At 39.4% G+C, this 23,338-nt stretch carries 21 protein-coding genes; all 21 read left to right on the forward strand.

Annotation, left to right across the window (positions count from 1 at the left end; all coding sequences use genetic code 11):
- Window position 1: 1 nt before the first annotated feature.
- The 21 genes from ACNORC_RS14810 (at window position 2) to ACNORC_RS14910 (ending at window position 23,291) form a co-directional block, all read left to right on the forward strand.
- Window positions 2–1,081 (forward strand): glycosyltransferase family 2 protein, encoded by a 1,080-nt coding sequence (locus tag ACNORC_RS14810; protein ID WP_418336450.1) that lies wholly within the window; start codon window positions 2–4, stop codon window positions 1,079–1,081.
- On the forward strand, window positions 1,078–1,686 hold the full coding sequence (locus ACNORC_RS14815) for a class I SAM-dependent methyltransferase (protein WP_418336452.1): 609 nt from the start codon (window positions 1,078–1,080) through the stop codon (window positions 1,684–1,686). Before ACNORC_RS14810 ends, ACNORC_RS14815 begins: the two co-directional genes overlap by 4 nt.
- A complete protein-coding gene (locus tag ACNORC_RS14820; RefSeq protein WP_418336453.1) occupies window positions 1,683–2,477 on the forward strand; it encodes a hypothetical protein in 795 nt (264 codons plus the stop codon). The genes ACNORC_RS14815 and ACNORC_RS14820 overlap by 4 nt, the downstream gene beginning before the upstream one ends.
- Before the next feature lie 64 nt (window positions 2,478–2,541).
- The gene (locus tag ACNORC_RS14825) at window positions 2,542–3,414 is read left to right on the forward strand and encodes a class I SAM-dependent methyltransferase (RefSeq protein WP_418336454.1); all 873 of its coding nucleotides are present in this window, start codon (window positions 2,542–2,544) and stop codon (window positions 3,412–3,414) included.
- A gap of 3 nt (window positions 3,415–3,417) precedes the next feature.
- Complete coding sequence (locus ACNORC_RS14830; RefSeq protein WP_418336455.1) at window positions 3,418–4,059, forward strand: hypothetical protein; 642 nt, start codon at window positions 3,418–3,420, stop codon at window positions 4,057–4,059.
- A gap of 62 nt (window positions 4,060–4,121) precedes the next feature.
- Window positions 4,122–5,120, forward strand: coding sequence for an N-acetylneuraminate synthase family protein (locus tag ACNORC_RS14835; protein ID WP_418336456.1), 999 nt, complete (start codon window positions 4,122–4,124; stop codon window positions 5,118–5,120).
- 20 nt (window positions 5,121–5,140) lie between these two features.
- Entirely contained in the window at window positions 5,141–6,154 is a 1,014-nt protein-coding gene (locus tag ACNORC_RS14840) for a hypothetical protein (RefSeq protein ID WP_418336457.1), read from the forward strand.
- 11 nt (window positions 6,155–6,165) lie between these two features.
- Entirely contained in the window at window positions 6,166–7,707 is a 1,542-nt protein-coding gene (locus tag ACNORC_RS14845; RefSeq protein ID WP_418336458.1) for a glycosyltransferase family 2 protein, read from the forward strand.
- A 37-nt stretch (window positions 7,708–7,744) separates the two neighbouring features.
- Entirely contained in the window at window positions 7,745–9,601 is a 1,857-nt protein-coding gene (locus ACNORC_RS14850) for an asparagine synthetase B family protein (protein WP_418336459.1), read from the forward strand.
- The gene (locus ACNORC_RS14855) at window positions 9,598–10,599 is read left to right on the forward strand and encodes a glycosyltransferase family 2 protein (RefSeq protein ID WP_418336460.1); all 1,002 of its coding nucleotides are present in this window, start codon (window positions 9,598–9,600) and stop codon (window positions 10,597–10,599) included. The genes ACNORC_RS14850 and ACNORC_RS14855 overlap by 4 nt, the downstream gene beginning before the upstream one ends.
- Window positions 10,589–11,398 carry a class I SAM-dependent methyltransferase gene (locus ACNORC_RS14860; protein WP_418336461.1) on the forward strand — a complete coding sequence of 270 codons (810 nt, stop codon included), beginning with the start codon at window positions 10,589–10,591 and terminating at the stop codon, window positions 11,396–11,398. The genes ACNORC_RS14855 and ACNORC_RS14860 overlap by 11 nt, the downstream gene beginning before the upstream one ends.
- Window positions 11,398–12,690 (forward strand): glycosyltransferase family 4 protein, encoded by a 1,293-nt coding sequence (locus ACNORC_RS14865; RefSeq protein WP_418336526.1) that lies wholly within the window; start codon window positions 11,398–11,400, stop codon window positions 12,688–12,690. Before ACNORC_RS14860 ends, ACNORC_RS14865 begins: the two co-directional genes overlap by 1 nt.
- Complete coding sequence (locus ACNORC_RS14870; RefSeq protein WP_418336462.1) at window positions 12,665–13,744, forward strand: glycosyltransferase; 1,080 nt, start codon at window positions 12,665–12,667, stop codon at window positions 13,742–13,744. The genes ACNORC_RS14865 and ACNORC_RS14870 overlap by 26 nt, the downstream gene beginning before the upstream one ends.
- A gap of 8 nt (window positions 13,745–13,752) precedes the next feature.
- Window positions 13,753–15,153 (forward strand): O-antigen ligase family protein, encoded by a 1,401-nt coding sequence (locus ACNORC_RS14875; RefSeq protein WP_418336463.1) that lies wholly within the window; start codon window positions 13,753–13,755, stop codon window positions 15,151–15,153.
- Between the two features lie 9 nt (window positions 15,154–15,162).
- Complete coding sequence (locus ACNORC_RS14880; RefSeq protein ID WP_418336464.1) at window positions 15,163–16,194, forward strand: glycosyltransferase family 4 protein; 1,032 nt, start codon at window positions 15,163–15,165, stop codon at window positions 16,192–16,194.
- Window positions 16,195–16,339: 145 nt separating this feature from the next.
- Window positions 16,340–17,353, forward strand: a complete 1,014-nt coding sequence (locus tag ACNORC_RS14885; RefSeq protein ID WP_418336465.1) for a glycosyltransferase family 4 protein — start codon at window positions 16,340–16,342, stop codon at window positions 17,351–17,353.
- Between the two features lie 227 nt (window positions 17,354–17,580).
- The gene (locus ACNORC_RS14890; RefSeq protein WP_418336466.1) at window positions 17,581–19,056 is read left to right on the forward strand and encodes a sugar transferase; all 1,476 of its coding nucleotides are present in this window, start codon (window positions 17,581–17,583) and stop codon (window positions 19,054–19,056) included.
- Window positions 19,057–19,104: 48 nt separating this feature from the next.
- Window positions 19,105–19,671 (forward strand): Crp/Fnr family transcriptional regulator, encoded by a 567-nt coding sequence (locus ACNORC_RS14895; RefSeq protein WP_418336467.1) that lies wholly within the window; start codon window positions 19,105–19,107, stop codon window positions 19,669–19,671.
- A 91-nt stretch (window positions 19,672–19,762) separates the two neighbouring features.
- Entirely contained in the window at window positions 19,763–21,136 is a 1,374-nt protein-coding gene (locus ACNORC_RS14900; RefSeq protein ID WP_418336468.1) for a TolC family protein, read from the forward strand.
- Window positions 21,137–21,154: 18 nt separating this feature from the next.
- Complete coding sequence (locus tag ACNORC_RS14905) at window positions 21,155–22,117, forward strand: HlyD family secretion protein (RefSeq protein WP_418336469.1); 963 nt, start codon at window positions 21,155–21,157, stop codon at window positions 22,115–22,117.
- A 1-nt stretch (window position 22,118) separates the two neighbouring features.
- Window positions 22,119–23,291: an ABC transporter permease gene (locus tag ACNORC_RS14910; RefSeq protein WP_418336470.1), complete on the forward strand. Its 1,173-nt coding sequence runs from the start codon at window positions 22,119–22,121 to the stop codon at window positions 23,289–23,291.
- Window positions 23,292–23,338 lie beyond the last annotated feature (47 nt).

Below are 23,338 nucleotides of genomic sequence, written 5' to 3' on the forward strand. Positions count from 1 at the left end.
ATTGCTAAGTGTACTGATCCCATATCGCGACCGTCAAATCGATCATGTTCGGAATTGTCTACAGTCTTTTGATGAGCAGGAGGATAAAAACTTTAAGGTTCATTTTATTGATTATGGATCCCATGATAGCTTTTCTCCTAAAGCCCAATCCTTATGTTACCAATTTTCTTTTGTAGAATATATATGCTATGCGGTGCAAGATCAGCCCTGGAACAAGGCAAAGGCATTAAATTCAGTAATAAAACATTTAGAGTCTGAATTTTGTTTGATTGCTGATGTTGATATGATCTTTCGTCAGGATTTTATAGCCAAGGCAAGGAGTCTTCAAGATCTAAAAAAGTGTGTTTATTTTCAGGTGGGTTTTTTGTCTTCCAAAGAATCTGTGCAGAACAAAAAGTTCTTTGATTTCAGTACTTATAGAAAAAGTAATGGAGAGGCGACAGGGATTTCCCTATTGCCGGTGGAAGTTCTCAAAGACCTGAAAGGTTTTGATGAATTTTATCATTTCTGGGGTGCAGAGGACACCGATCTTCACGTTCGATTAGAAAATATCGGTCTTGATATTGAATTTTATGAAAAGGAGGTAATGGTACTTCATCAGTGGCATTCTACTTATCGTTTAGAAGAAAAGTCTAAGCTTTCAGAGAAATTGCAAATAAATGGTATTGTCGCACTCAATCACCAGATTTTGAAAAGTGCAAAAAAAGAAAATAGAACAGCGGTAAATCCAAGAGGTTGGGGAGAGATTCCTTCAGAGAAAACAATGCAGGAACTATATCAGAAAGAGGTCGGTCAGTATATAACCAACGAGAGAAATGAAATTGAGGAACTGCTTTACAGGAAATTACCTCAATTGGAAAATGGGATCTTCAAAGTACAGATCAAAGCAGCGAGAGAACCCATCACTTTGAAATATAGAATAAAAAAGGTGTTGAAAATGAAAGTAAAGAGCTATTATTCCCTGAAAGAAATAAACGATCGTCTATTACTGCATTTGATCTCCTTTCACAGACAGGAACCTTATTACTATAAAGTCAGGAATGGAGGCAGTCTAATTGAGTTTGCTATTCGAATATCATGAAAAAGTTAATTCGCTTCCTCAGTAATAAAATTAGAGCTGCTAAGCATCGAAGGAAAATTTCCAGACAGGTCAGAATAACGCGAAAACTAAAAGCCGGAAAAAAGACTGATTATGAGAGGTGGCAGGCAGAGGAGCATCTTTTTCAAGATTGGAATGAGCGTACCTGCATTATGGGAAATATGGTGGAGCCTGATTCAAAAGTAATTGAGTTTGGAGCTGGCAATATGGTACTGAGAGATTTATTGCCTGAAGGATGTGAATACACTCCTTCTGATCTTATTCAAAGAAACCCCTCTGTTTTAAAATGTGATCTAAATAAAAAAATTCCATTTGATCTTGCTGGTTTTGATACTGCAGTTTTCAGTGGGGTTCTGGAATATGTGTATGATATAGCGTTTGTTTTTGCTCAATTAAATCCTAAAATTAAAAAAGTAGTTTTATCTTATTCCTGTACAGATATTTCTAAGGCCAATCGATTGGAGAATGGGTGGTTAAGTGATTATACTAAAGGAGAATTAATGGAAATTTTTGATAGTAACAGTTATAAAATAGTGGAGTATAGAGAATGGCGTAACCAGTCAATATTTAAACTCCTGAAGAGATGAAGATAAAATTCCCTGATGTTTTCATCAAATATTGTCGGAACATCCAGAATTGGAATGAAAAACTATTGGGTAGTCGTAGATATAAAAAGTTCGTTATAATAAGTGATGCAAGAACAGGTTCGACTCTCCTGGCTCAACTTCTGAATTCACACCCGCAAATTGTTTGTTTTGGGGAAAAATTTAAAAAATTGGATTCTTACCCTAGCAGTAAGATCTGGAGTGGTATTTTTAGAAAACGTCACAGGAAAATAAAGTGGGTCGGTTTCAAACTATTCTACTTCCACCCGGTCCAAGGTATAGATAAAGATATTTGGAATATCTTGGCTGAAGATGAAGAAGTTGTAGTAATACACTTAATGCGGAACAATATTCTTAGATCCTATGTTTCAAAGAAAATTGGTCTGCAAACAAGGCTATGGACTAAAACTCCACGTGATCCTGATGAGATTGAGCTTAAAGATAAGAAAGTATATTTACCTCCAGATGAATGCATAGAAACTTTTAAGACGATTGAAAAATATTATCAGGAAACAAAAAAGAGGTTTAAGAGTCACAAAATTATACCCGTTTTTTATGAGGATCTCAGTAGGAACAAGCAAAAAGAAATGAATTCGCTTTTTAAGGAATTCGGAGTTCTCCCTTATGAGGTTTCTTCTACTATGATTAAACAAAACCCGGAAAATTTAAATGATCTTATTATTAATTACTATGAGTTAAAAGAGCAATTTTCAGGAACTAAATGGGAAAGGTTTTTTTACCATGATACAAACCAAACTTTTAGCCCGTCTTAAAAAAAAAGACTTCTAATAATATGAAGAATTATCCCACTGCTCAGGCAAATCAAGGTCTTATTTGATGAACACTAAGTTAGCAGCAAAAATTTTGCTTTTTCAAGTACTAGATGAACTTCCAGAGCATTTGGGCATAAGAATTTATCATTTTCTGCAAAGTAAGTTTCAACAGAGATCCCTGGAACAAAAGATTAAAGCCGCTCAGGGAACTTATCAACAACTGCAGCGTCTAACCGATACAGTAGGGATTTCTTTAAAAGATAAAAAGATTCTTGAAATAGGTTCGGGCTGGTTACCTATCATGCCTTATTTTATAACGTATCTGGGCGGAGCAAAAAAAGTAGAGACGTATGATCTCTACAGGCATTATAATTCAGTTTCAATAAAGAAATTGAATCTCCTGTTTGTTCAACAGTTCGGAATTGAAATTCAAAATACTACGGGAGAATTTTCTCTTCCTCCTGAAGTAGAATATTATCCCAATAAAGATCTATCAGGTGAAATTTTGAAAAATATCGATGTCATTTATTCTAGATTCGTTTTAGAACACGTGAGTCCGGATGAAATAAAAAAGATGCACTTGAGGTTTAAAAATTCTCTTGACCCCGGTACCCTTGTCATTCATTTTATTTCTCCCAGTGATCATAGGGCTTATGTGGATAAGAGCCTTTCTTTACAGGATTTTTTAAGATTTTCTAAGACAGAGTGGAAGAAAAAATGCACAAAGTTCGATTATCACAACCGTCTTCGTCTGCCAGAATATCTTGAAATTTTTAAGGAACTCGGTTATTATTTAGAGCATGTTGAATTTGAAATACCTTCTAAAAATAGCACGTCCTATGAAAAGTTTAAAGCCGTATCTATTCATGAAGATTTCGCAGGCTTTACTGAAGAAGAATTAATGGCCGGCAGTATTAATCTGGTATTAAAGGTGTAAGGAGTGAACAAGAATCTTCTAAAGGTTTACAAAAGTTTCTTACATAAAGAGGGCAATCAATATATTGCCAGTGAATATGCAGTGCAAAAGATCTACAAAATTATAAAGACCTTTGATATCACCCATGTGCTTGAAGTGGGGTTAGGAATTGGGAGCATTTCAGGAAGTATTTTGGCAGTCAATAATAATATTCAATATTCCGGGACTGAATCAAACCCCTTCTGTAAAAAAGCTCTTGAGCGAAATCTAGGCACTAAAATTAATTATCTCACTGTGTTTGATGACATAACCTCCATAGCGGGAATTAAGCCTATCGAATTTCTTATTATTGATGGGGCAGATAATAGTTTAAGAGGTGTAAAGGAATTACTCAATCAGCATGCAATAATAGTAATAGAGGGTGATCGAACTCCGCAATTGAAAGTATTGAGAGAACTGTTTCCCTATCATAAGTATGTGCATTCTATCAGCCTGAAAAAGAATTCAGGATCGGGACCTTTTAAAGAAGGCACCTGGCAGGGAGGCCTGAAAATAATTTTTATTGATCCTACATGGAAACAAAAGATCTGGTGGGCCAGGGAAAAACTGCTTACCAAGTTAAAATATCAGTATCCCGGAAGATATTTTGGTAGCACAACAGATTGAAGAGCCAGATAAAGGTTTTTCTTTGTTTTATAATATTTACCTTGCAATCAAAATTTTTATAAATGGCCTTTATTATCGCAGAGGTAGGTCAAGCTCATGAAGGCAGTTTGGGTATGGCACTTTCCTATATAGACGCCTTGGCTGAAACCGGAGTAGATGCCGTAAAATTCCAGGTTCACATAGCCGAAGCCGAAAGCAGTATTCATGAACCTTTTCGTGTAAAATTTTCTTATCAGGATTCTTCCAGGCTGGAGTATTGGAAACGAATGGAATTTGATAAAAATGAATGGTTACTTTTAAAGAACAGGTGTGATGAAAAGGGCGTGGAATTTTTAGCCTCTCCATTCAGTAATGCGGCGGTAGATCTTTTGGAAGATATCGGGGTTAAAAGATATAAGCTCGGTTCAGGAGAAGTAACTAATTTTTTGTTGCTGGAAAAGATAGCAAGAACTGGTAAGCCGGTTATTCTCTCATCCGGGATGAGCTCGTATACGGAGCTCGATGATGCGACAGAATTCTTGAAAAAAAGGGGAGTGGAGTATTCATTACTGCAATGTACAACTGCCTATCCCACCCGACCTGAGAACTATGGTCTCAATGTAATCCGAGAATTGAAAGACCGATACGGAGTTAAAATTGGTTTTTCAGATCATTCGGCAAAGATAGAAACATGTTTGGCAGCCCGGGCTTTGGGAGCTGAAATCTTGGAATTTCATTCAGTTTTTGATAGGAGAAGTTTCGGGCCGGACGCAGAATCCTCGCTTGAAATAGATGAGGTGGCACAATTGGTTGAGAGGATCAGAAATATTGAAACAGCTTTTAGGAATCCTGTAGATAAATCTTCAAATACTGTTTTTGGAGAAGTAAAAAGTATTTTTGAAAAATCTCTTGCTGTGAACAAAGACCTTAAAAAAGGTCATATCCTGGCATTTGAAGATCTTGAAGGGAAAAAACCCAAAGGATATGGAATTGATGCTGCCGATTTTGGGCAGGTGGTGGGAAGAGAACTTACCCGGTCTGTCAGAAAATTTGATTTTTTGACCAAAAATGATATTAAATAGCTTTTGCACTTCAATTGTAAATGGACAAGGTAGTAATACATTTTAATTCCACTTTGCCCCATTTCATTCAGATTTTTGCCGGTTTGGAATACCTGCGGGAGAAGGGTGATATTGACACGGAATATCGCCTTGAATTATCTCGTTATCCGGTCAATATTTTAAAGGTCAGCTATAAAGGCCGGAACCTGTTCTTTGATATGGCCGATAATTCGGAAATCAATGCTGAATGTTACGAAGAAGCTGACTTTTATATTAAACGAATGCTTCTTCACTCAGATTTTGAAAAAAGCAATAAACTATATCCTTTTGGACTAAATTACCTGGTCTTTTATGAAAACAGGTTTCTAAAAAAAGCTTTTTTAAAACAATGGAAACTATTGCAATACTCCATTCGATTTTCCAGGACAGTATCCGGTTTATTGGACGTGAGAGGCTGTATTAACAATAACAGTGTACACCAAATGCAAAATGAACCTTCAGGTAACAAACAAATAATCTTCAGGACGCGACTTTGGGACCCGGAAAGGAATAGTGTAGAATGGAAAAAAGAAGAAAGAGAACGGCTGAATAATGAGCGAATAGTTCTGAATCGCCTTTTAAAGGAAAAATATTCAAATGATTTTTTAGGGGGAATCGAAAAAAGTGAACTTGCATTAAAGAAATGTCCCGACCTGTTGCTTAGAAAAGCAGAATATCATAAAAAAGAATTTCTCACTCATTTAAAAAATTCTGGAATCGGAATAGTTAACCAGGGCCTAGAGAAGAGTATTGGCTGGAAATTCGGGGAATATGTAGCTCACAGTATGGCTGTGGTCTCAAATCCAATTGACAAGTATAAACTATTTGGTCCACTAACGGAAGGTGAGAATTATCTTAAATATCAAACAACGGAGGATTGCATCGCCGCAATAGACCATTTACATAGGGATGATCGACTAAGACTGGAAATGCAGAAAGCTAATAAATCCTATTACGATAATTATTTACATCCGGGAGTAAAGATTGCAAAAATCTTTAGTATGTTAGGTTTTTAGCATTTGGATCTATGAAAATTCTGGTTCACAAAAATGAAGGTTTGGTAGTCAAGATAATTGGCTTAGAGGAAAATGTGCTCAAATTGAAAAGTAAGCGATGTTCAGCAGCTCTTTATGAGTTGGCTCAGAATTTTCCAGATGAAGTAATTGGGTGGTGTGAAGAGAGCTTGGTGCCAGATCTTGATCTTGACAACTGGGATGGAATTTTTCATCATGACCTGATCATGGCGTCCTATGGACAAAATCAAATGTTTTTACCTCCGGACATTGGTTATGTAGATCAATTACCTTTCGTAAATATTGAAAGAAATGTTAGTTACGGGTCGTGGCTTATGAGCAGTGATGTCGGGGGGATAATGGGAAAAGTTCTTTTAAAGTTTGTGCAGGTAACCCAGGGGATACATAACTTCAGCTATTTACTAAATGTCATTGCCAAAACGGGACAGCAAAATTCACTTTTTTGCTATAGTGCTCCTGGTTTGATCCAGAACAGGACTAAACTTCCTATTTCTTATTCAGCCTCCAAAGGCCAGCTGTTTAGGTTTGTTAGACAAAATTATACTAACATAAAGGTCTTTATACTATTCTGGTCACTATATAAATATGAAAGCAGGATATATTTATGGCCGTTGTTTAAAAGTGTGTTTTATCCAAAGATTATCGATAAAAGACCTGACCTTTCCGATTTTGGCATTAGATCTAATAAAGTGCCCGAATCCGATACTTCCGTTGATGTAGTGATTCCTACAATGGGGCGCAAAAAATATCTGTTGCAGGTGTTAGGGGATTTATCTGTTCAAACCCTACTCCCCAAGAAGGTTGTAGTGGTGGAGCAAAGCATAAATGGTACTGCTTCAGAACTGGATTTTATTGTGGACCGGGATTGGCCATTTTTGGTAATCCTTGAGTTTTTAATGATGCCCGGGGTCTGTCGGGCAAGGAATATTGGAATTAAAAGAACTGATTCCAGGTGGGTGTTTTTCTCAGATGATGATCAAAGACTGGACAAGACGGTTATAGAAAAATCTATACGAAGTTTAAACCGATTGGGAGCAAGATGTCTTACTACGAGTTATTTACAGCCGGGGGAGATAAAGCTCTATAAGCTGAAAAAACAATGGGGCACATTCGGTGCCGGTAACAGTTTCGTTCATCGGGATTACTTAGAAAAAGTAAAATTTTCAGAGGCCTATGAACACGGGTACGGGGAGGATAAAGATTTTGGGATGCAACTTAGAAAAGCCGGATGTGACATTATTTATGATCCTGATATTGAGATACGACACTTAAAGGCACCTGAAGGAGGATTTCGACATAAACCTGTTTTAGAATGGGAAATTACCCCTCCGCTCCCAAAACCATCTCCCACTATAATGGTCTATGCACTTCAACATTTTTCTATTGAACAGCTATTGGGTTATAAGACTCACTTATTTTTGAAATATTATTTTAATCAGCAAATTAGAAATCCTCGATTGTACCTTCAGCGTATGAAAAAGCAATGGAAAGAAAGTGAGGTTTGGGCAAAGAAATTAATTTTGAATAAATACTAAATGCCGGTTTAGTGTACGTTTTGAGATCGATAAATTGATGAAGTTTCTTTTAACTAATAGCGAAGGGCAGTTCCAGACTTCCAAAGAAACACCTTTTGAATTGACTAAAAAAAAGGTGGGAGATTACACATGGTATTGTGAAAAAGAGAATTCGGTCTTTGAAACAGATAGATTTTTGAGCCTAACCGAGGGCTATATGAGGGATCTGGATCAGGATATAGCACCCGGGGTAAACTCAACAGAAAAAGTTGTCCAGCAGTATTCTAGAAAATGGCCCTTACCCGAAAACGTCACTGGCTCTTTTTCTTCAGTTGTTGTTGATAAGGAGTTGAATGAAATAATCCTTTTTAATGACGTAATAGGTATATATCCTCTATACTATAAATACAGTGGGGAAGAGTTGTTTATAAGCAACAGCATTATTTTATTGGGAATTTTTACAGGTGGTGAATTTGATGAAGTTGGTATTACCCAAAGGTGCATGGCCCCGGAGTTTTCTGCCATTGGAGGAAGGACTATTTTAAAGGATTGCAGACGGTTGTTACCCGGGGAATGGATAAAATTCGAGCAGAATAAAGCGAATCCTGAAGTAAAATATGACAATTCGCTGTATCACAACCTGTCTTCTCCTGATCTTAAAAAGGAGCAGGTCCGTGACTATTGGAGATCGTATAAAAGAGAAGTGAAGTTTCTCCTGAATAATTCAAAAAGTGTAAAACTAGCATTAAGTGGCGGCATTGATAGTCGTACGCTTTTAGCTGCTATACCTGAAGATAAGGAATTAAATTGTCTTACTTATGGGGCAGAGGACAATTATGAAACCGAAATAGCCAATAGATTGGCTCGGTTAAAAAAGGCATCCTTCAAGAGTTTTTCTCAGCCTGAACTTTATTTTCCTGATGTCGAAAAGATTATGGAATATACACTCGATACTGAAGCTCTGTACCTTAATTCGTGGTTAGAGATACTGGAAAATACTTCAGAAGAGAAATCCATTCCTTTATTAATAGGAGACTTTAGTACAGTGTTAACGGGAAGGACAATAAAGAAATTTTCGGGTAAGAAGCTAAAACCTCGTGATTTCATAAATCATTTCGTTTTTCAGAAGCCCTATCAGCTGGAAGAGAATAATCCCGAGAGCTTTCAGGAATGGAAGAATGAGGTGTTTTACCAGTTTTCCCGACGTTATACACCAGGGAAAGTGTCACAGCTAAATTCAAACCTTGGACGGGAGCAGTTGATTAGTAGCTTAAAAACTGACCTTGAGGAACTTTTTTGTCGGATCGAAAGCCATAATTTGAAATACATTGAATTAGTGGATGAACTCTTTACCTGGTACACCCACTCAAGAATTCCCATGGGAAAACAAGTCTTAATTTGTAACAGGAAGTATAAGGCTTTTTGCCCTTCAATGTCATTGGGTAATCTTCGAATGGCCAGTAGGATGCATCCTAATTCCCGCCTAAGTTTTAGATTTATTAAAAAACTTTTCAGAGAGGCAAAAGAATTCGAAGAATTGAAAAAAGTTCCAACAAGTCAGGCTCCTCTGGTACCGTTCAATTTTCCCGATTTTATTCGTTTTCCAATATGGGCCGCCAGGGAAAAGGTGGACCAGGTATTAATAAAACGAATGGTCCGAAAAAACGACCCTTACGGGAGATACAGATTGTTTAAATCGAATAACTGGGTACAGGTGTATCAAAATCCGGAGATGGAAGATAATATTCGGGCCTACTTTTCAAAGAATCAATTAGGAGAGGGATATTCCAGTTTTTTGTTGAACCAGGCTAAAGCAAGGAAGAATATGAAGCAGTGGCCTTTCGCCAATCTTGAGATTATAAATGCTGCAGGATTAAATGCTGAATTGAACTATATTAGGAAATATACTGAATGATTGATTTTGGATTGATAATATGTACTTATAAGAGGCCACTAGCGGTAAGACGATTATTGGAATCTATCGAAGATCAATCGTTTTATCCGGGGGAGATTGTAGTCGTGGACGGTTCGCCTGATGATTCTACAAAGCAAATACTCCATGAGAGGATATTTAAAGATCTTAAATATTTTCCAGTAGCTAAGAAAGATCTGGGGTTGACAAAACAGCGAAATTATGGTCTTTCTCAAATTTCCGCCGATCTTGAGGTAGTCTGTTTTTTAGATGACGATGTTCTTCTGAAACCAGATTTTTTTGAAAACCTCTTAAACACTTACTATAACTATCCCAATGCCCTTGGAGTAGGGGGGTATATTATTGATAACACTATAGACTGGAGAAGGGCTGATGGAGCCATAAAAACGGAAGAATATGAGATAGATGGTTGGGTGCGGCCTTTAGGCAGTCGTAATGCATTAAGGAGAAAATTAGGATTGCTGAGTAACCTGCCCCCCGGATTTATGCCACAGGCTTCCAATGGACTTTCTATTGGTTTTTTGCCTCCATCTGGCCAGACATATCCCGTGGAATTTTTTATGGGAGGAGTGGCATCGTATAGAACAGAGGTGTTCAAATACAACAGGTTTTCTTCTTATTTTGAGGGGTATGGACTTTATGAGGATATGGATTTTTGTCTACGGGCGTCAAAGATGGGACAATTATATGTTAACACCTCTGCCCGGTTATACCACTATCATGAAGACTCCGGAAGGCCTAACCGATTTGAATATGGGAAAATGGTTATTCGCAACGGATGGTATGTCTGGAGGGTTAAATATCCCTCACCCGGATTAAAAGCCAGGTTAAAATGGAATGCGACAGCTTTATTATTAACTTTGGTGCGGTTAGGTAATGCTGTAAACACCCCAAAGAGAATAGAAGCCTTGACCGAGAGCACCGGGAGAATTATTGGTTGGTGCAGCCTCTTATTTGATAAGCCGAAACATGAATCCTGAAGAACGAGCAGCCGTCAATAAACGTCAGAGAGAATTCTATGACAGCAAGCATAAGAACCTACCTACCAGGATCTGGTCTTTTTTTAGAAATGGTTTACTGAATAAGATCAAAAAACAACTGCAGGTGGAGCGGGATATATATGAGTTACACAAAAAGTGGTTTGGAGATCTTTCCAATAAGAAGGTTTTGGATCTGGGATGTTATAAAGGCAATAGTCTTAGTTTTTACCTGGCTTCAAATTCTAAAAGTTACCTTGGTATTGATCTAAGTGCAACCGGAATAACGTACCTGGAGAAACGTTTGAAAAATATTCCAACTGCAAGAGCTGAGGTTGTAGATTTTCTATCCAAGGACTTTAAAGAAGGTGATTTTGATCTCATTTATGCCTATGGGGTACTTCATCATTTTAAAGATGTGGATGAATTGATCGCTCAACTGGATAAAAAGCTGGCAGTAGGTGGGGTAATCATAAGTTATGATCCTCTTCAAACCAGTATACCGATGAAGTTTTTCAGGATGTTGTACCGGCCTTTTCAATCTGATAAGGACTGGGAGTGGCCTTTTAGCAAAAAAACCTTTTTTAAATTCCAGGAAAATTTTGAGGTGAAAGAAAGAAGAGGGGTCCTTGCGAAGGCAAAATATGCAAGTTTGTTGAATTTTATGCCGGTTTCCGAGGAGTATAAAGAAAAGAAAGCAAAAAAATGGCACAGAAGTGATTGGGAAAAGTCTTCTCAGTCAGACACCTATTTGTTCAGGTGTATGCATCTCAGTATGCTATTGCAAAAAAAGTCCCTGTGATGAAATTTGCCGTCTTCACCCATGTCCAACATTTCAAAAAAGGCAACCAATTTTATGCCTATGCCCCTTATATAAGGGAAATGAACCTGTGGTTTCAGTTTGTAGAAGAGGTAGAGGTTGTTGCTCCATTGGTCAGTAACTCACGAGTAGATAAAAAAGGTTATGGAGGAAGTGATCAAAGAATTCACTATGATCATAATGAATTGTCCTTTACACCAATTTTATCATTAAATTTTTTAAATTTTATTAACACTATAGTCTCAGTTCTAAGGATTCCCTTTATCTTTCTGCGGATTTTTGGGGCCATGCGACGTGCAGATCACCTTCATTTGAGATGTCCGGGAAATATTGGTTTGTTATCATGTATTGGCCAGATCTTTTTCCCCTCAAAACTTAAATCGGCGAAATATGCAGGAAATTGGGATCCTTCTTCAAAGCAACCCTGGTCCTATACACTTCAAAAATGGATCCTGAATAATACATTTTTGACCCGGAAAATGCAGGTCCTGGTCTATGGAGATTGGCCGGAGCAGACCAGAAATATTAAATCTTTTTTCACAGCATCCTTTTCAGAAGACGAAAAATTTTCAGTCGGAGAAAAGGATTTTTCCGAACCCTTTACTTTTTTATTCGTTGGAAACCTGGTAGAAGGAAAGAAGCCGCTGGAAGCAGTAAAGTTAGTTGAGCAACTGAATTTGAGGTTGAAAGGAGACACGGATCCGGAGATCCTTGCCAACTCAAAAAACGTCAGCCTGGAGATTTTTGGCGATGGTCCGGAAAGAGAAAAACTGGAAACCTACGTCAGAGAAAAACAATTAGAGCAATTTGTTACCTTTAAAGGATCCCGACCTTTAGAAGAACTGAAGGGTGCTTATCAAAAAGCACATTTTGTGATCTTGCCATCAAAATCTGAAGGCTGGCCCAAAGCCATTGCGGAAGGTATGTTCTTTGGCTGTATTCCCATTGCCACTCCTGTAAGCTGTGTGTCGTGGATGCTCGATCAAGGGAATAGAGGTATTCTATTGACCAATAATGCCAACAGCCAAAAGCTAAAAGCTAAAGGCTCGTTAGAAAGAATAGTTGGCAATGGGCAGTGGATAAAGGATGTAGATAAAATCTCAGGATTGATGAAAGATCAGAAGGAGATGCAAAGAATGTCCAAAGAGGCTAAACAATGGAGTCAACAATATACTTTGGAAAAATTCGAAGGTGCCATTCAGGAGGTTTTGAATTACAAACAACAAATCATAAACAACAAACAGGATAGTGCGCGTATTACAACTCATAGATAGTCTTCATAGCGGTGGCGCCGAACGCATGGCAGTAAATTATGCCAATGCCTTGGAAAGTAGGGTCGAGGGTTCATTTCTATGCTGTACCCGTTCGGAAGGTTTGTTGAAAGAGAAATTAAATCCTTCTGTTGGTTTCCTGTTTTTAAAGAAAAAAGCCACATTAGATTTTAGAGCTTTATTTAGATTAAGAAATTATATCTTGAAAAATGATATAGATCTTATTCAGGCCCATGGGACTTCCTGGTTTTTTGCTGCATTGGTGAAAATGACGTGCCCAAAATTAAAGTTAGTATGGCATGATCACTACGGTAAAGAGCTCAAAGACAGGAAAACAGGTGTGCTTTATGTTTTTTCCAATATTTTCAATGGAATAATTTCAGTCAATACTGAACTTAAAGATTGGGCAATTGAAAAACTTAGGGCTAAAAATGTAATTTATGTAACCAATTTTTTAGCTGAACAAAATTGTTCCGGGGAAATATTTTTGAAAGGGAAAGGCACATTTAACCTTCTCTGTATTGCCAATTTTCGTCCACAAAAGGATCACATTAATTTATTAAAAGCCTTTAAATTAGCTTTTATAAATAAGCCCGATGTTTCCCTTCACCTGGTAGGAAAGTTTGAAGAAGGGCCTTATTACGATGAAATAAAAAAGTACCTTTTAGACAACGAAATGGAGAATAAAGTTTATCTCTATGGAGAGCAAAAGGATGTGAAGCAGTTTTTGAAACAAGCTCAATTGGGGGTTTTGTCATCAAAATCAGAAGGTTTGCCTCTGGCTCTTCTGGAATACGGATTAAATGCCTTACCAGTTGTCTGTACAGCGGTAGGAGAGTGTCCGGAAGTGTTGGGAAATTGTGGTATTCTGGTGGAGCCGGGAAAACCCAAGGCTTTGGCAGAGGCAATGAATTTTTATTATCACAATTTATTGGCAAGAGATAAAGACAGAATCTGTTTTGAAAGAAAAGTTAAAAACAATTACACTGAGGGTAAGGTCGTTTCAGAAGTGATACGTTTTTTTGCGACTTTAACGACTAAAAAAGGGAGAATTTAATAGAAAGAATGAGAGCAGCTCTTCAATATAGAGACGATGTTTTTCAAAAAGCTATAAGCTCGGAATACGTCAGGATTCTGCTACTGCATTTGGGTATAGCATTTGCCGTTAACACTTACGAAAAATTAGCTTTTTTTCATTTCTTAGGTGCATTTGGATATTTTCTGTTCATAACCATTCAGAATGAAAACCGCAATAATGAAGCTCTTTTTGGAGCTGCATATCTTGTTGGTGCTGAGGTTTTTTGGAGGATGACCAGCGCAACTATTTTTTATGAGACAGGAAAGTACGGAGTAATACTTTTTTTGCTAATAGGTATGTTCTTTAAGGGAGCTTCATCAAAAACAGTACCCTACTGGATATATCTTTTAGTGCTAATGCCCGGAATTATTATTGCATCTATGGCATTGGATTATGACACGGTATTTCGTAAAGCTATAGCTTTTAATCTTGCCGGTCCTGTATGCTTAGGAGTATCGGCATTATACTGTTATTATAAGAAGATCACGAGGTATGAGATGGAGAAGGTTATTATAATGTTATTAATGCCCCTAATTACCACAATGGCTTATCTTCACCTCTACACCCCCCGGTTGGATCAATCTCTTATTAGTATGTCAGGCAATTATGCCGCCACAGGAGGTTATGGTCCTAATCAAATTTCCACCGTACTTGGGATGGGAGCTTTTTTATTGGTGACCCGGCTTTTTGTCATTAGAACAAGATGGATCAATATTGTTGATTTATTCCTTCTGGGCGTAATGAGTTACAGAGCTATGGTCACTTTTTCAAGAGGAGGTGTTATTACTGCCTTTATCTGTGTTGTTTCTTTTATTATTATATGGTATTATAAACAAGGAGCAGCTGAAAAAACACGAATCAACTTCAAAGTAGGAGTACTCTTACTGGCAATGTTTCTCTCCTGGATTTTCACAAATTTCCAAACGGGTGGTTTAATTTTTAATCGGTATACAAACAGGAATGCAGCTGGACAGTTAAAAGATGATATTACCACAGGACGGGCTGAACTGGTAGAAACAGAACTCGAAGGTTTTTACCATAACCCGGTCCTGGGTCTTGGAGTGGGGAAAGGTTATGATTTTAGAAAGGAAGAATTAGGTATTGAAATTGCCTCGCACAGTGAGATTAGCAGGTTGTTATCAGAACACGGAATGTTGGGTGTCGTGGCCGTTCTAATTCTTATATTTGTGCCTTTATTGTTTTGGCTGAAGTTTAAAAATAATTACTATTTTTTGGCTTTCGTTGCGTTCTGGTTCCTGACCATCAACCATTCTGCCATGCGTATTGCTATGCCTGCCTTTGTTTACGGTCTTGCATTGTTATATATAGTTGATGATAAAAAGCAGCCTGTGCAAAAGAAAAAACCAATGGAGAGGCTGGTCGTTTAAAATTTGTTGATGAAAAAAAGAATCCTGTACATAGGTAATAATTTATCGAATCCCACTTTTACGGCTACCTATATTTCTTTTTTTAGCGAAGTATTGAAGCAGGAAGGTTACTGGGTTAAAACCGCCAGCAGCAAGGACAATAAGGCAATGCGTCTTATGGAAATGCTCTCCCTTATTTGGGCACACCGAAAAGAGACCGATACCGTTCTGATCGATACTTATGGTGCACAGAATTTCTACTATGCCTATAGCATTGGAAAGCTTTGCCAGCAGTTGAAATTACCTTATATCCCCATCCTTCATGGTGGTAATCTGCGGGAACGCATCCAAAAATCACCAAACCTCACGCGATCTTTGTTTGGGAACGCAAAACTTAACGTAGCGCCTTCTCACTTTCTGTACGACATTTTTGAAAAGGCGGGTTTTGAGAATATTAAAATTATCCCGAACTCCATCAGCCTGGAAGATTATCCTTTCAAGAGAAGGGGAAATTTCGCGCCAAAATTTCTGTGGGTAAGAAGATTTCAGGAACGCTATAATCCGATGCTGGCGGTGAAGGTCTTTGAAAAGATACAACAGGATTATCCCGATGCCGAAATGTGCATGGTTGGTCCGGAGAAAGACGGTTCTCTGGCCAAGTGTCAGCGATACGCCCAGACACACCACCTGCCTATTAAATTTGCCGGAAAATTAAAAAAGAAAGAGTGGGCCGCACTCTCTGTTCACTACGACTTTTTTATTAACTCTACCAATGTTGACAATACACCTATCAGTGTAATTGAAGCCATGGCCCTGGGGCTGCCGGTGATCTCTACCGACGTTGGCGGAATGCCTTTTTTGATCGAACAGGGTAAAGACGGTATCCTGGTGCCTGAAAAAAATGTAGATGCTATGGTAACTGCTATTGAAGATCTGCTCGAAGATCAGGAGAAAGCCAAAAGCATTGCAGAAGCCGCCAATCAAAAAGTGCAGGCTTTTGATTGGGAAGTGGTAAAGGAACAGTGGATTGAGGTGTTGAATGGGAGTGAACTCCGATCATAATAAGAGATATCAATTCGCAATTATTTCTTATTATAAGAGGCTCTTAGCCGTTAGCCTTTTGCCATTGGCTTTTTAGAATAACTTGGTTTTTTTGGTGTTTATACAATAAATAGAATTAGTGCATTAGTGGCTAAAAATTAGAATCTTGACAAAGCACCTCCTTTATATCGGAAATGAACTACAAGACCGTGGGGGAACACCGACTTCGGTTGACATACTTGCACCTCTATTGAGAGAGGAAGGCTATGAGGTAAAGACAGCTTCAGCAAATCCCGGAAAACTACAGCGCTTAAAAGAAATGTTATTGCTGGTGTACCGAAACCGGAGAACAGCAGATTATGTCCTCATCGATACCTATAGTACGACCAATTTCTGGTATGCCGCGGCAGTAGGATACTTATGCCGGAGGTTTAAACTAAAATACATTCCCATTCTCCGGGGTGGGAATCTTCCACAACGACTTAAAAGATCCCCCAGGGAGACGACAAAGTTGTTCTCCAATGCCTATCAGAATGTGGCGCCGTCACAATTTTTAATGGCTAGCTTTGAAGCAGCCGGATTCAGAAATCTTATTTACATCCCCAATAGCATACAACTTTCCGACTATCCTTATAAGGAACGGAAAAATATAAAGCTCTACCTACTCTGGGTAAGGTCCTTTGCTAAAGTATATAATCCATTGCTGGCTTTGCATGTCCTGGAGATCCTGCTAATGAAATATCCTGATGCCGAACTTTGTATGGTAGGACCTGAAAAAGACGCCTCCATGGCTGCCTGTAAAAGGATGGCGGAGGAGAAAAAACTGCCTGTACGGTTTATGGGCCGATTGCAAAAGAAACATTGGATCGAATTGGCCGCTCAATTCGATATTTTTTTAAACACCACGAATGTGGACAATACCCCTGTCAGCGTGATAGAAGCCATGGCTTTGGGGTTGCCCATAGTTTCAACAGATGTGGGCGGTATTCCATTTCTTCTTAGTGAACAAAAAAATGCCTTGTTAGTACCACCACGTGATGCCGTGAAAATGGCGCGTGCTGTTGAGGAACTCCTCTCCGAACCTGCCAAAGCTCAACGCCTGGCTGCGGCAGCCAGGAAAAAAGCAGAAGACTTCGACTGGAAAAGAGTAAAACTTCAGTGGCACCAATTGCTAAGTTAAATCAGTTTTCCTTATTCAAAAAGCTGAAATTCTATTTTTATAATCGACTGATTATTATTAGATTAGCTGCTGTTTCAGCTCCCTTTATTTTAAAATATTTACTATCCATTACTTTTTCCAGATGAAAAGGTGATGGTGGAGGACTTTATGGGGCCAGAATTAAGTTTATTACCAGGATCCATAATTGAAGAACCGGAATTGATTATTCCAAAACATGTAGGGGGATTATGGAAAGATCGAACGCCATTGTTAAAAATCAGGATTTAGACCTGAGGGCTTTAAAGTCTTCCTTATATTTACAGCGAAATAAACTTTCCATGCCCCGGAAATCTAGTCTGCAATTTGTAGTTTCAGAACGCAAGATCCTACTTCGAATTTTTGATGTGGTATGGGTACTTTTCACCCTATACGTGGTGGGGATTCTGTTCCGCCTGGAATATTTCAGCATCTCTGAGAGGTTTTGGCACTGGAGTGTGGTTTTGGCAGCTTATCTAAGTCTTTTCTCAAGTATCTTCGAATTATATGATCTTCAGAAAGCCAGCCAACATTATACGGTCCTTAAAAATGTGGTTTTAACGACCTCTGTCACCGTACTTTTCTTTTTGCTTACTCCTGTTTTAACTCCGGTTCTGCCAGATAACCGGTTACAGATCATTTATTTTTATGTTGCTATTATTGCCGCCCTTCTCATTTGGCGCTACGCCTATATTGGTTTGATATCTTCTCCCCGGTTTTATAGGCGGGTCCTTATTGTGGGAGCACCGATGGAAGTGGAAATGATAGCAGAACAACTACAACAGGTGGATCCAAATTATAGTATTATAGGATATATTGATCCCTTGAGCCGGACTAGTAAAAATATAAGCCTAAAAGCATTTTCTGTAGGGGAACTCAGTAAGACCATTAAAAGTGAAGGTGTAGATGAATTGCTGATCTCCGGAATGGACGCTTCGGCCAATAATCCGCAATTATACAGGGAGATCATGAGTCTTGTGAATGCTGGGTTTATGGTTCAGGACTACAACCACGTATATGAAGAGAAGACTTTCCGCATACCTGTGCAGCATATAGAAAAGAATTTTTACAAGTTCTTTCCCTTTAGCCGTAGTAATGACAACAAATTCTACCTTTTCTTTCACAGGATGACAGATATACTTATCTCCCTGCTGGGGCTCCTGGTAGGGCTTTGTCTTGTTCCGTTCATTTACTTCGGAAATCTTTTAGGAAACAAAGGGAAATTGTTCTACACCCAGGAAAGAGTGGGAAGGCACGGAAAAACTTTTCAAATGCTGAAATTCAGAACCATGAAGTTGGATGCCGAAGAGAACGGGGCACAATGGGCCCAGAAGAACGATGTGCGGGTCACCCACTTCGGAAAGTTTCTGCGGCGATCCAGGCTGGATGAATTTCCGCAGTTTTGGAATATTCTGAAAGGGGAGATGAGCCTTATTGGTCCGCGTCCCGAAAGACCTGTCTTTGTAAAAGAATTGTCAGAACTTATTCCATTTTACGATACCCGTCACTTCGTGAAACCCGGACTTACCGGCTGGGCACAGGTAATGGGTGAATATGGCAACAGTCATTCTGATAGCCTCGAGAAGCTTCAATATGATTTATACTACATCAAGCATCGCAATATTTTCCTGGACATAACAATTCTCACCAAAACCCTGAGTACAATTATATTTTTCCGGGGGCAATAAGCTTCTTTGCAAATATTTCGGGACCAATTTCTATTAAGCGAAAGGTTTATGACATTAGCTGAATTTCTGAAAAGCCTTGTAGATTTCTCTGAGGAGGAACTAACAGATATACTTTCTAATTTTAAGAGGGAAGAGATTCCGAAGAATGAGGTGCTGGTGGAACAGGGAAAAATTTGCCGGAGACTGTACTTTGTAGAAAGAGGAATAGCCAGAAATTACTACCTCAATAGTGATGGCAAGGAGATCACGCAATTGTTCTTTGGAGAAGGCAGATTTATGTCAAGCCTGGAGAGTTTTTTTCAGGAGAGTCCGAGTACTTACTACCTTGAGTTATTGGAAGATTCTGTTATAGTGTCTATTACCAAGGAGCGCCTGGACCTACTTTTTGACAGGTATCATAAAATGGAAAAGCTGGGGCGTCTTTTGGCAACAGAAATGCTTACTAAAGTTGTTCAGAAGATCAATGCCATACAGTTCCAGACTGCCCAGGAACGTTATGAATATATGCTTACCGAATATCCCGATATAACCTACAGAGTGCCTCTGGGGCACATTGCATCTTACCTCGGAATGTCACAGGAAACCTTGAGCCGGATCAGGAAAAGGAAACTATGATCTCTTCACATCTCTTCATTTTTTGATATAGGTCAAAAGAAAGACCGCACTTCAGCCAGATCTTTGCACTCTAAATTTAAAAACAGTGAGAATGCAGAGAAACAGAGTAGGTTTAGGTGCCGTTCTAATGCTCCTTATCGGATTTCTTCCGGCTATAAGTAACGCCCAGGAATTGGAGCCGGAGCTGATGGAACTGATCAATAAGGGCCTGAACAAGAATCACGAACTCAATGTAAATGAATTCGAAGCCGAGCAGGCAGTTTTAGACCAAAAGCTGGCCAAATCAACCTTTCTTCCCAAAATCACCCTTAACGGAAATTATACCCGACTCAATGACGACATCCGATTTGATGAGGATACTGAAAAATTACTTTTGGGGACTCAAAAACTGCTGATAAAAGAAGCTGTTGGCTTACCCTTCAATTCAGAATTTCCTGAGACCCTGCCGTTGCAGGCGATTCCTGCCATTCAACAGAAGAATATTTTAAAATCTTCAGTTGACGTGGATTGGGTATTATTCAGCGGTTTTCAGGCTTCCAGTGCATTAAAGGCCAGTAAGCATAAGGAGGCATCCATAAATTTTGCGGGTTCAGCTCTGGAAAATAAAGCAGCGCTAAAGATCATTGAAACCTATGATCAACTGGCTTTGGTAAATGCTTCAGAAAAGGTTCTAAAGACTTCCGAAGAATTCCTGACGCAACAGGAACTGTTTGTTAAAAAAGCCATTGAGAACGGCCTTGCGACTCCTATAGAACGAAAAAAGATCGAACTGGCCAGGCAGCAACTCATAGGCAAACAGCTGGAGTTTGAGCAGAACAAGACATTATTGATAGAGGTTTTACAACAGCTTACCGGAGTAAACAGGGAGCAACTAAACTTACTGGATCCACACCTGGCGCCTTTTACCACGGTTGAAGATCAGCCTGTTGAAAAACGCGATGAGGTAAAAGCCCTTGAGGAAGCTGAAAAAGCAAGCCTGAGTAAAGCGAAAATGGAAAGGAATAATTTCATTCCGAAGTTAGCCTTAAAAGGACATTATGAGTTACTGGAGGATGACCTCTCTCTGCTGGATCCAAAATGGTATGTGGGAGTAGGGTTGCGATGGAATCTTTTCGACGGGAATCAATCTCATCTAAAAAGTCAACAATCCAGGTTTGAAGCCCTTAAGTACAGGGAGCAGTTGGCAGAAGCCGAAGAAATGATCGCGCTGTCCATCACCAAAGCCGAATTGGCTCTTAGAGCTTCCCGACAAAATACCATGATCGTACAAAAAGAGATCGACCTGGCTAAGGAAACTTACGAAATGGTGGACAAGCAGTACCGTAATGATCTTGCTTCCATTACCGATGTGCTGGATGCTTTAAAAGACCTGGAACAGGCTGGATTCCGATTACAGGAATCTTACTTTAAGGAGCGTAGAGCCCAGATCGATCTACTTCACGCTAAAGGACAACTTGACTTCTAAACCAAAAAAAAATAAAAAATGAATTTATACAAAAAGATAGTTTTGAGCGGATTGGCAGTGCTTAGCCTTAGCTCGTGTAATAATGATGACAAGATCCCGGCTCAACGGGGGAAAGTGAAATTTGAGACCATTTCTGTCAGCGGCAAACTTCCCGGCAGGATCAGTAAGATCTATGTAGAAGAAGGCCAAGAAGTGAAAATAGGAGATACCCTGGCACTAATTGATATTCCTGAAGTGAACGCCAAAATGAAACAGGCCGAAGGAGCTGTTACAGCTGCTAAGGGGCAACTTGATATGGCCTATAATGGAGCTACTTCAGAACAACTGGAGCAAATACAGGGAAAACTGAATGCCGGAAAGGCGCAATTGGATTTTGCCAGGGAATCCTTTAACCGGATCCGGGCGATGTTCAATGATTCCCTGGTGAGCCGTCAACAATACGATGAGGTGAAAATGAAGCTGGCTATGGCTCAGGCCCAGGTAGACGCTTTACAGGCTAAGCAGGAAGAGGTGAAAAAAGGCGCCAGAAGGGAACAGATAGACCAGGCGCAGGGGCAGTTGGATCGCGCTTTGGGTTCTAAAGAGGAGGTGATGAGTGCATCCATGGAGCAATATCTCACTGCGCCCGACAATATGACCATTGAAACCGTCAGCCTGAGTGAAGGTGAATTACTAACTCCGGGTTATCCACTTTTCAATGGCTATGAAAAAAGCAGTATGTATTTCAGGTTCAGTATTCCTGAGTCACAGGTATATGAATTTAAAGTGGGAGATAAGCTCACAGTAGTAAATCCATACACTAAAGAAGAAACAGCAACCAAACTCGTGGCGATCAAGCAACTTGCTCATTATTCTGATATCACCAGTACCGCGCCCATGTACGAGCTTTCTGAACCTGTTTATGAACTTAAACTGGTCCCTGAAAAAGGTGGAGTTGCCGGAAATTATTTTATGAACAGCACGATCGTATTAAAGCAATAGAATGAAGGACTTTCGAAGATTACTCAAGATTGAATTCAGAAGGATATTCTCCAACAAAGTGTTGCTGGCCATCTTTTTTGGCGCTCCGCTTTTGTACGGATTTCTATTCGGATTCGTATACAACCAGGCTAAAGTGATCGATCTTCCTATTGTGATCGTAGATGAAGATCACAGCCCGATTTCAGATAAATTGATCGACGCTTTTGATGACAATGAGGCGTTAAAAGTAGCCGATGTAAGATACTCTCCCGGAGAGATCGCCAAAGAAATGCCTTTTAAGGAATATGCTGCGGTAGTAAATATTCCTAAAGGCTTTGAAGCTGAGATCCTTCAGAAAAGACATCCCGAAATAAGAGTTGATCTCAACATGGTGAATATTTTGAATGCCAATATTGCCAGCAAGAATATTCAGACCGTCTTGATGACCATGAATGCCGGCATTGAGATCGAGGGCCTGAAGAAGCAGGGGATGCCTCCCGCTCATGCCCTGGAAGCTTATGAAAGCTTCAGGATCAACTTCAATAAGATGTACAATTCTACCGGAAACTACCTCACCTTTATGCTCCCGGGTTTGCTTGCGGCCATAATGCAGCAGGTGATATTTCTGGCTCTTGCCCTTGTTTTTGCGAGGGACTTTGAGGACGGTTATTTTCACGTATTGGCCGGCACTCATAAATGGGCTTTTTACCATATTTTCTTAAAGGCTGTGCCATTTTTGATCCTTATCCCGTTTATGTGGGCATTGGTAAGTTGGTTCCTGCCTTTCTTCAGAATTGAAGCTGATATTTTTAGTCTCCCAATGCTTATTCTCACTGCGTTGTTAACACTGGCTTCCATGGGAATTGGGATGCTGTTCTCCATTGTTTTTCCTAACCAGTTAAAGGCAACAGAACTGCTTATGGTGATCTCAACACCGGCCTTTGTACTGAGCGGATTTACCTGGCCTTCCCTGGCAATGCCCGGAGCCATAAGTGCCTTTGCGGAAATTATTCCCGTAACCCACTTTTTGAATGGCTTCCGGAAAGTGGCTTTCTATGGCGGCGGAATATCCTCTATTTCTCACGAGATAACCATGCTTATAGTGATCACCGCAGGAAGTTTATTAGCAATGCTGATCCTTCTACAGCTGAAGATCAGGAAAAGCAGAAAGAATCCTCCGGAAGCAGTTGCGTGATGGAGTGTTTTTGTGAATGTCCCGTCTGCTAAAGGCGGGATTTTTTC

The sequence above is a fragment of the Salinimicrobium soli genome, from assembly GCF_048323655.1.
In the GTDB taxonomy this organism is placed as follows: domain Bacteria; phylum Bacteroidota; class Bacteroidia; order Flavobacteriales; family Flavobacteriaceae; genus Salinimicrobium; species Salinimicrobium soli.

What these genes read in the sequence shown, in the direction of transcription:
- ACNORC_RS14860 (WP_418336461.1), top strand. Translation starts at nt 10,589, where the DNA reads ATGAATCCTGAAGAACGAGCAGCCGTCAATAAACGTCAGAGAGAATTC.
- ACNORC_RS14890 (WP_418336466.1), top strand. Translation starts at nt 17,581, where the DNA reads ATGGAAAGATCGAACGCCATTGTTAAAAATCAGGATTTAGACCTGAGG.
- ACNORC_RS14900 (WP_418336468.1), top strand. Translation starts at nt 19,763, where the DNA reads ATGCAGAGAAACAGAGTAGGTTTAGGTGCCGTTCTAATGCTCCTTATC.
- ACNORC_RS14850 (WP_418336459.1), top strand. Translation starts at nt 7,745, where the DNA reads ATGAAGTTTCTTTTAACTAATAGCGAAGGGCAGTTCCAGACTTCCAAA.
- ACNORC_RS14825 (WP_418336454.1), top strand. Translation starts at nt 2,542, where the DNA reads ATGAACACTAAGTTAGCAGCAAAAATTTTGCTTTTTCAAGTACTAGAT.
- ACNORC_RS14820 (WP_418336453.1), top strand. Translation starts at nt 1,683, where the DNA reads ATGAAGATAAAATTCCCTGATGTTTTCATCAAATATTGTCGGAACATC.
- ACNORC_RS14910 (WP_418336470.1), top strand. Translation starts at nt 22,119, where the DNA reads ATGAAGGACTTTCGAAGATTACTCAAGATTGAATTCAGAAGGATATTC.
- ACNORC_RS14855 (WP_418336460.1), top strand. Translation starts at nt 9,598, where the DNA reads ATGATTGATTTTGGATTGATAATATGTACTTATAAGAGGCCACTAGCG.
- ACNORC_RS14815 (WP_418336452.1), top strand. Translation starts at nt 1,078, where the DNA reads ATGAAAAAGTTAATTCGCTTCCTCAGTAATAAAATTAGAGCTGCTAAG.
- ACNORC_RS14845 (WP_418336458.1), top strand. Translation starts at nt 6,166, where the DNA reads ATGAAAATTCTGGTTCACAAAAATGAAGGTTTGGTAGTCAAGATAATT.
- ACNORC_RS14875 (WP_418336463.1), top strand. Translation starts at nt 13,753, where the DNA reads ATGAGAGCAGCTCTTCAATATAGAGACGATGTTTTTCAAAAAGCTATA.
- ACNORC_RS14835 (WP_418336456.1), top strand. Translation starts at nt 4,122, where the DNA reads ATGGCCTTTATTATCGCAGAGGTAGGTCAAGCTCATGAAGGCAGTTTG.
- ACNORC_RS14840 (WP_418336457.1), top strand. Translation starts at nt 5,141, where the DNA reads ATGGACAAGGTAGTAATACATTTTAATTCCACTTTGCCCCATTTCATT.
- ACNORC_RS14895 (WP_418336467.1), top strand. Translation starts at nt 19,105, where the DNA reads ATGACATTAGCTGAATTTCTGAAAAGCCTTGTAGATTTCTCTGAGGAG.
- ACNORC_RS14880 (WP_418336464.1), top strand. Translation starts at nt 15,163, where the DNA reads ATGAAAAAAAGAATCCTGTACATAGGTAATAATTTATCGAATCCCACT.
- ACNORC_RS14905 (WP_418336469.1), top strand. Translation starts at nt 21,155, where the DNA reads ATGAATTTATACAAAAAGATAGTTTTGAGCGGATTGGCAGTGCTTAGC.
- ACNORC_RS14865 (WP_418336526.1), top strand. Translation starts at nt 11,398, where the DNA reads ATGAAATTTGCCGTCTTCACCCATGTCCAACATTTCAAAAAAGGCAAC.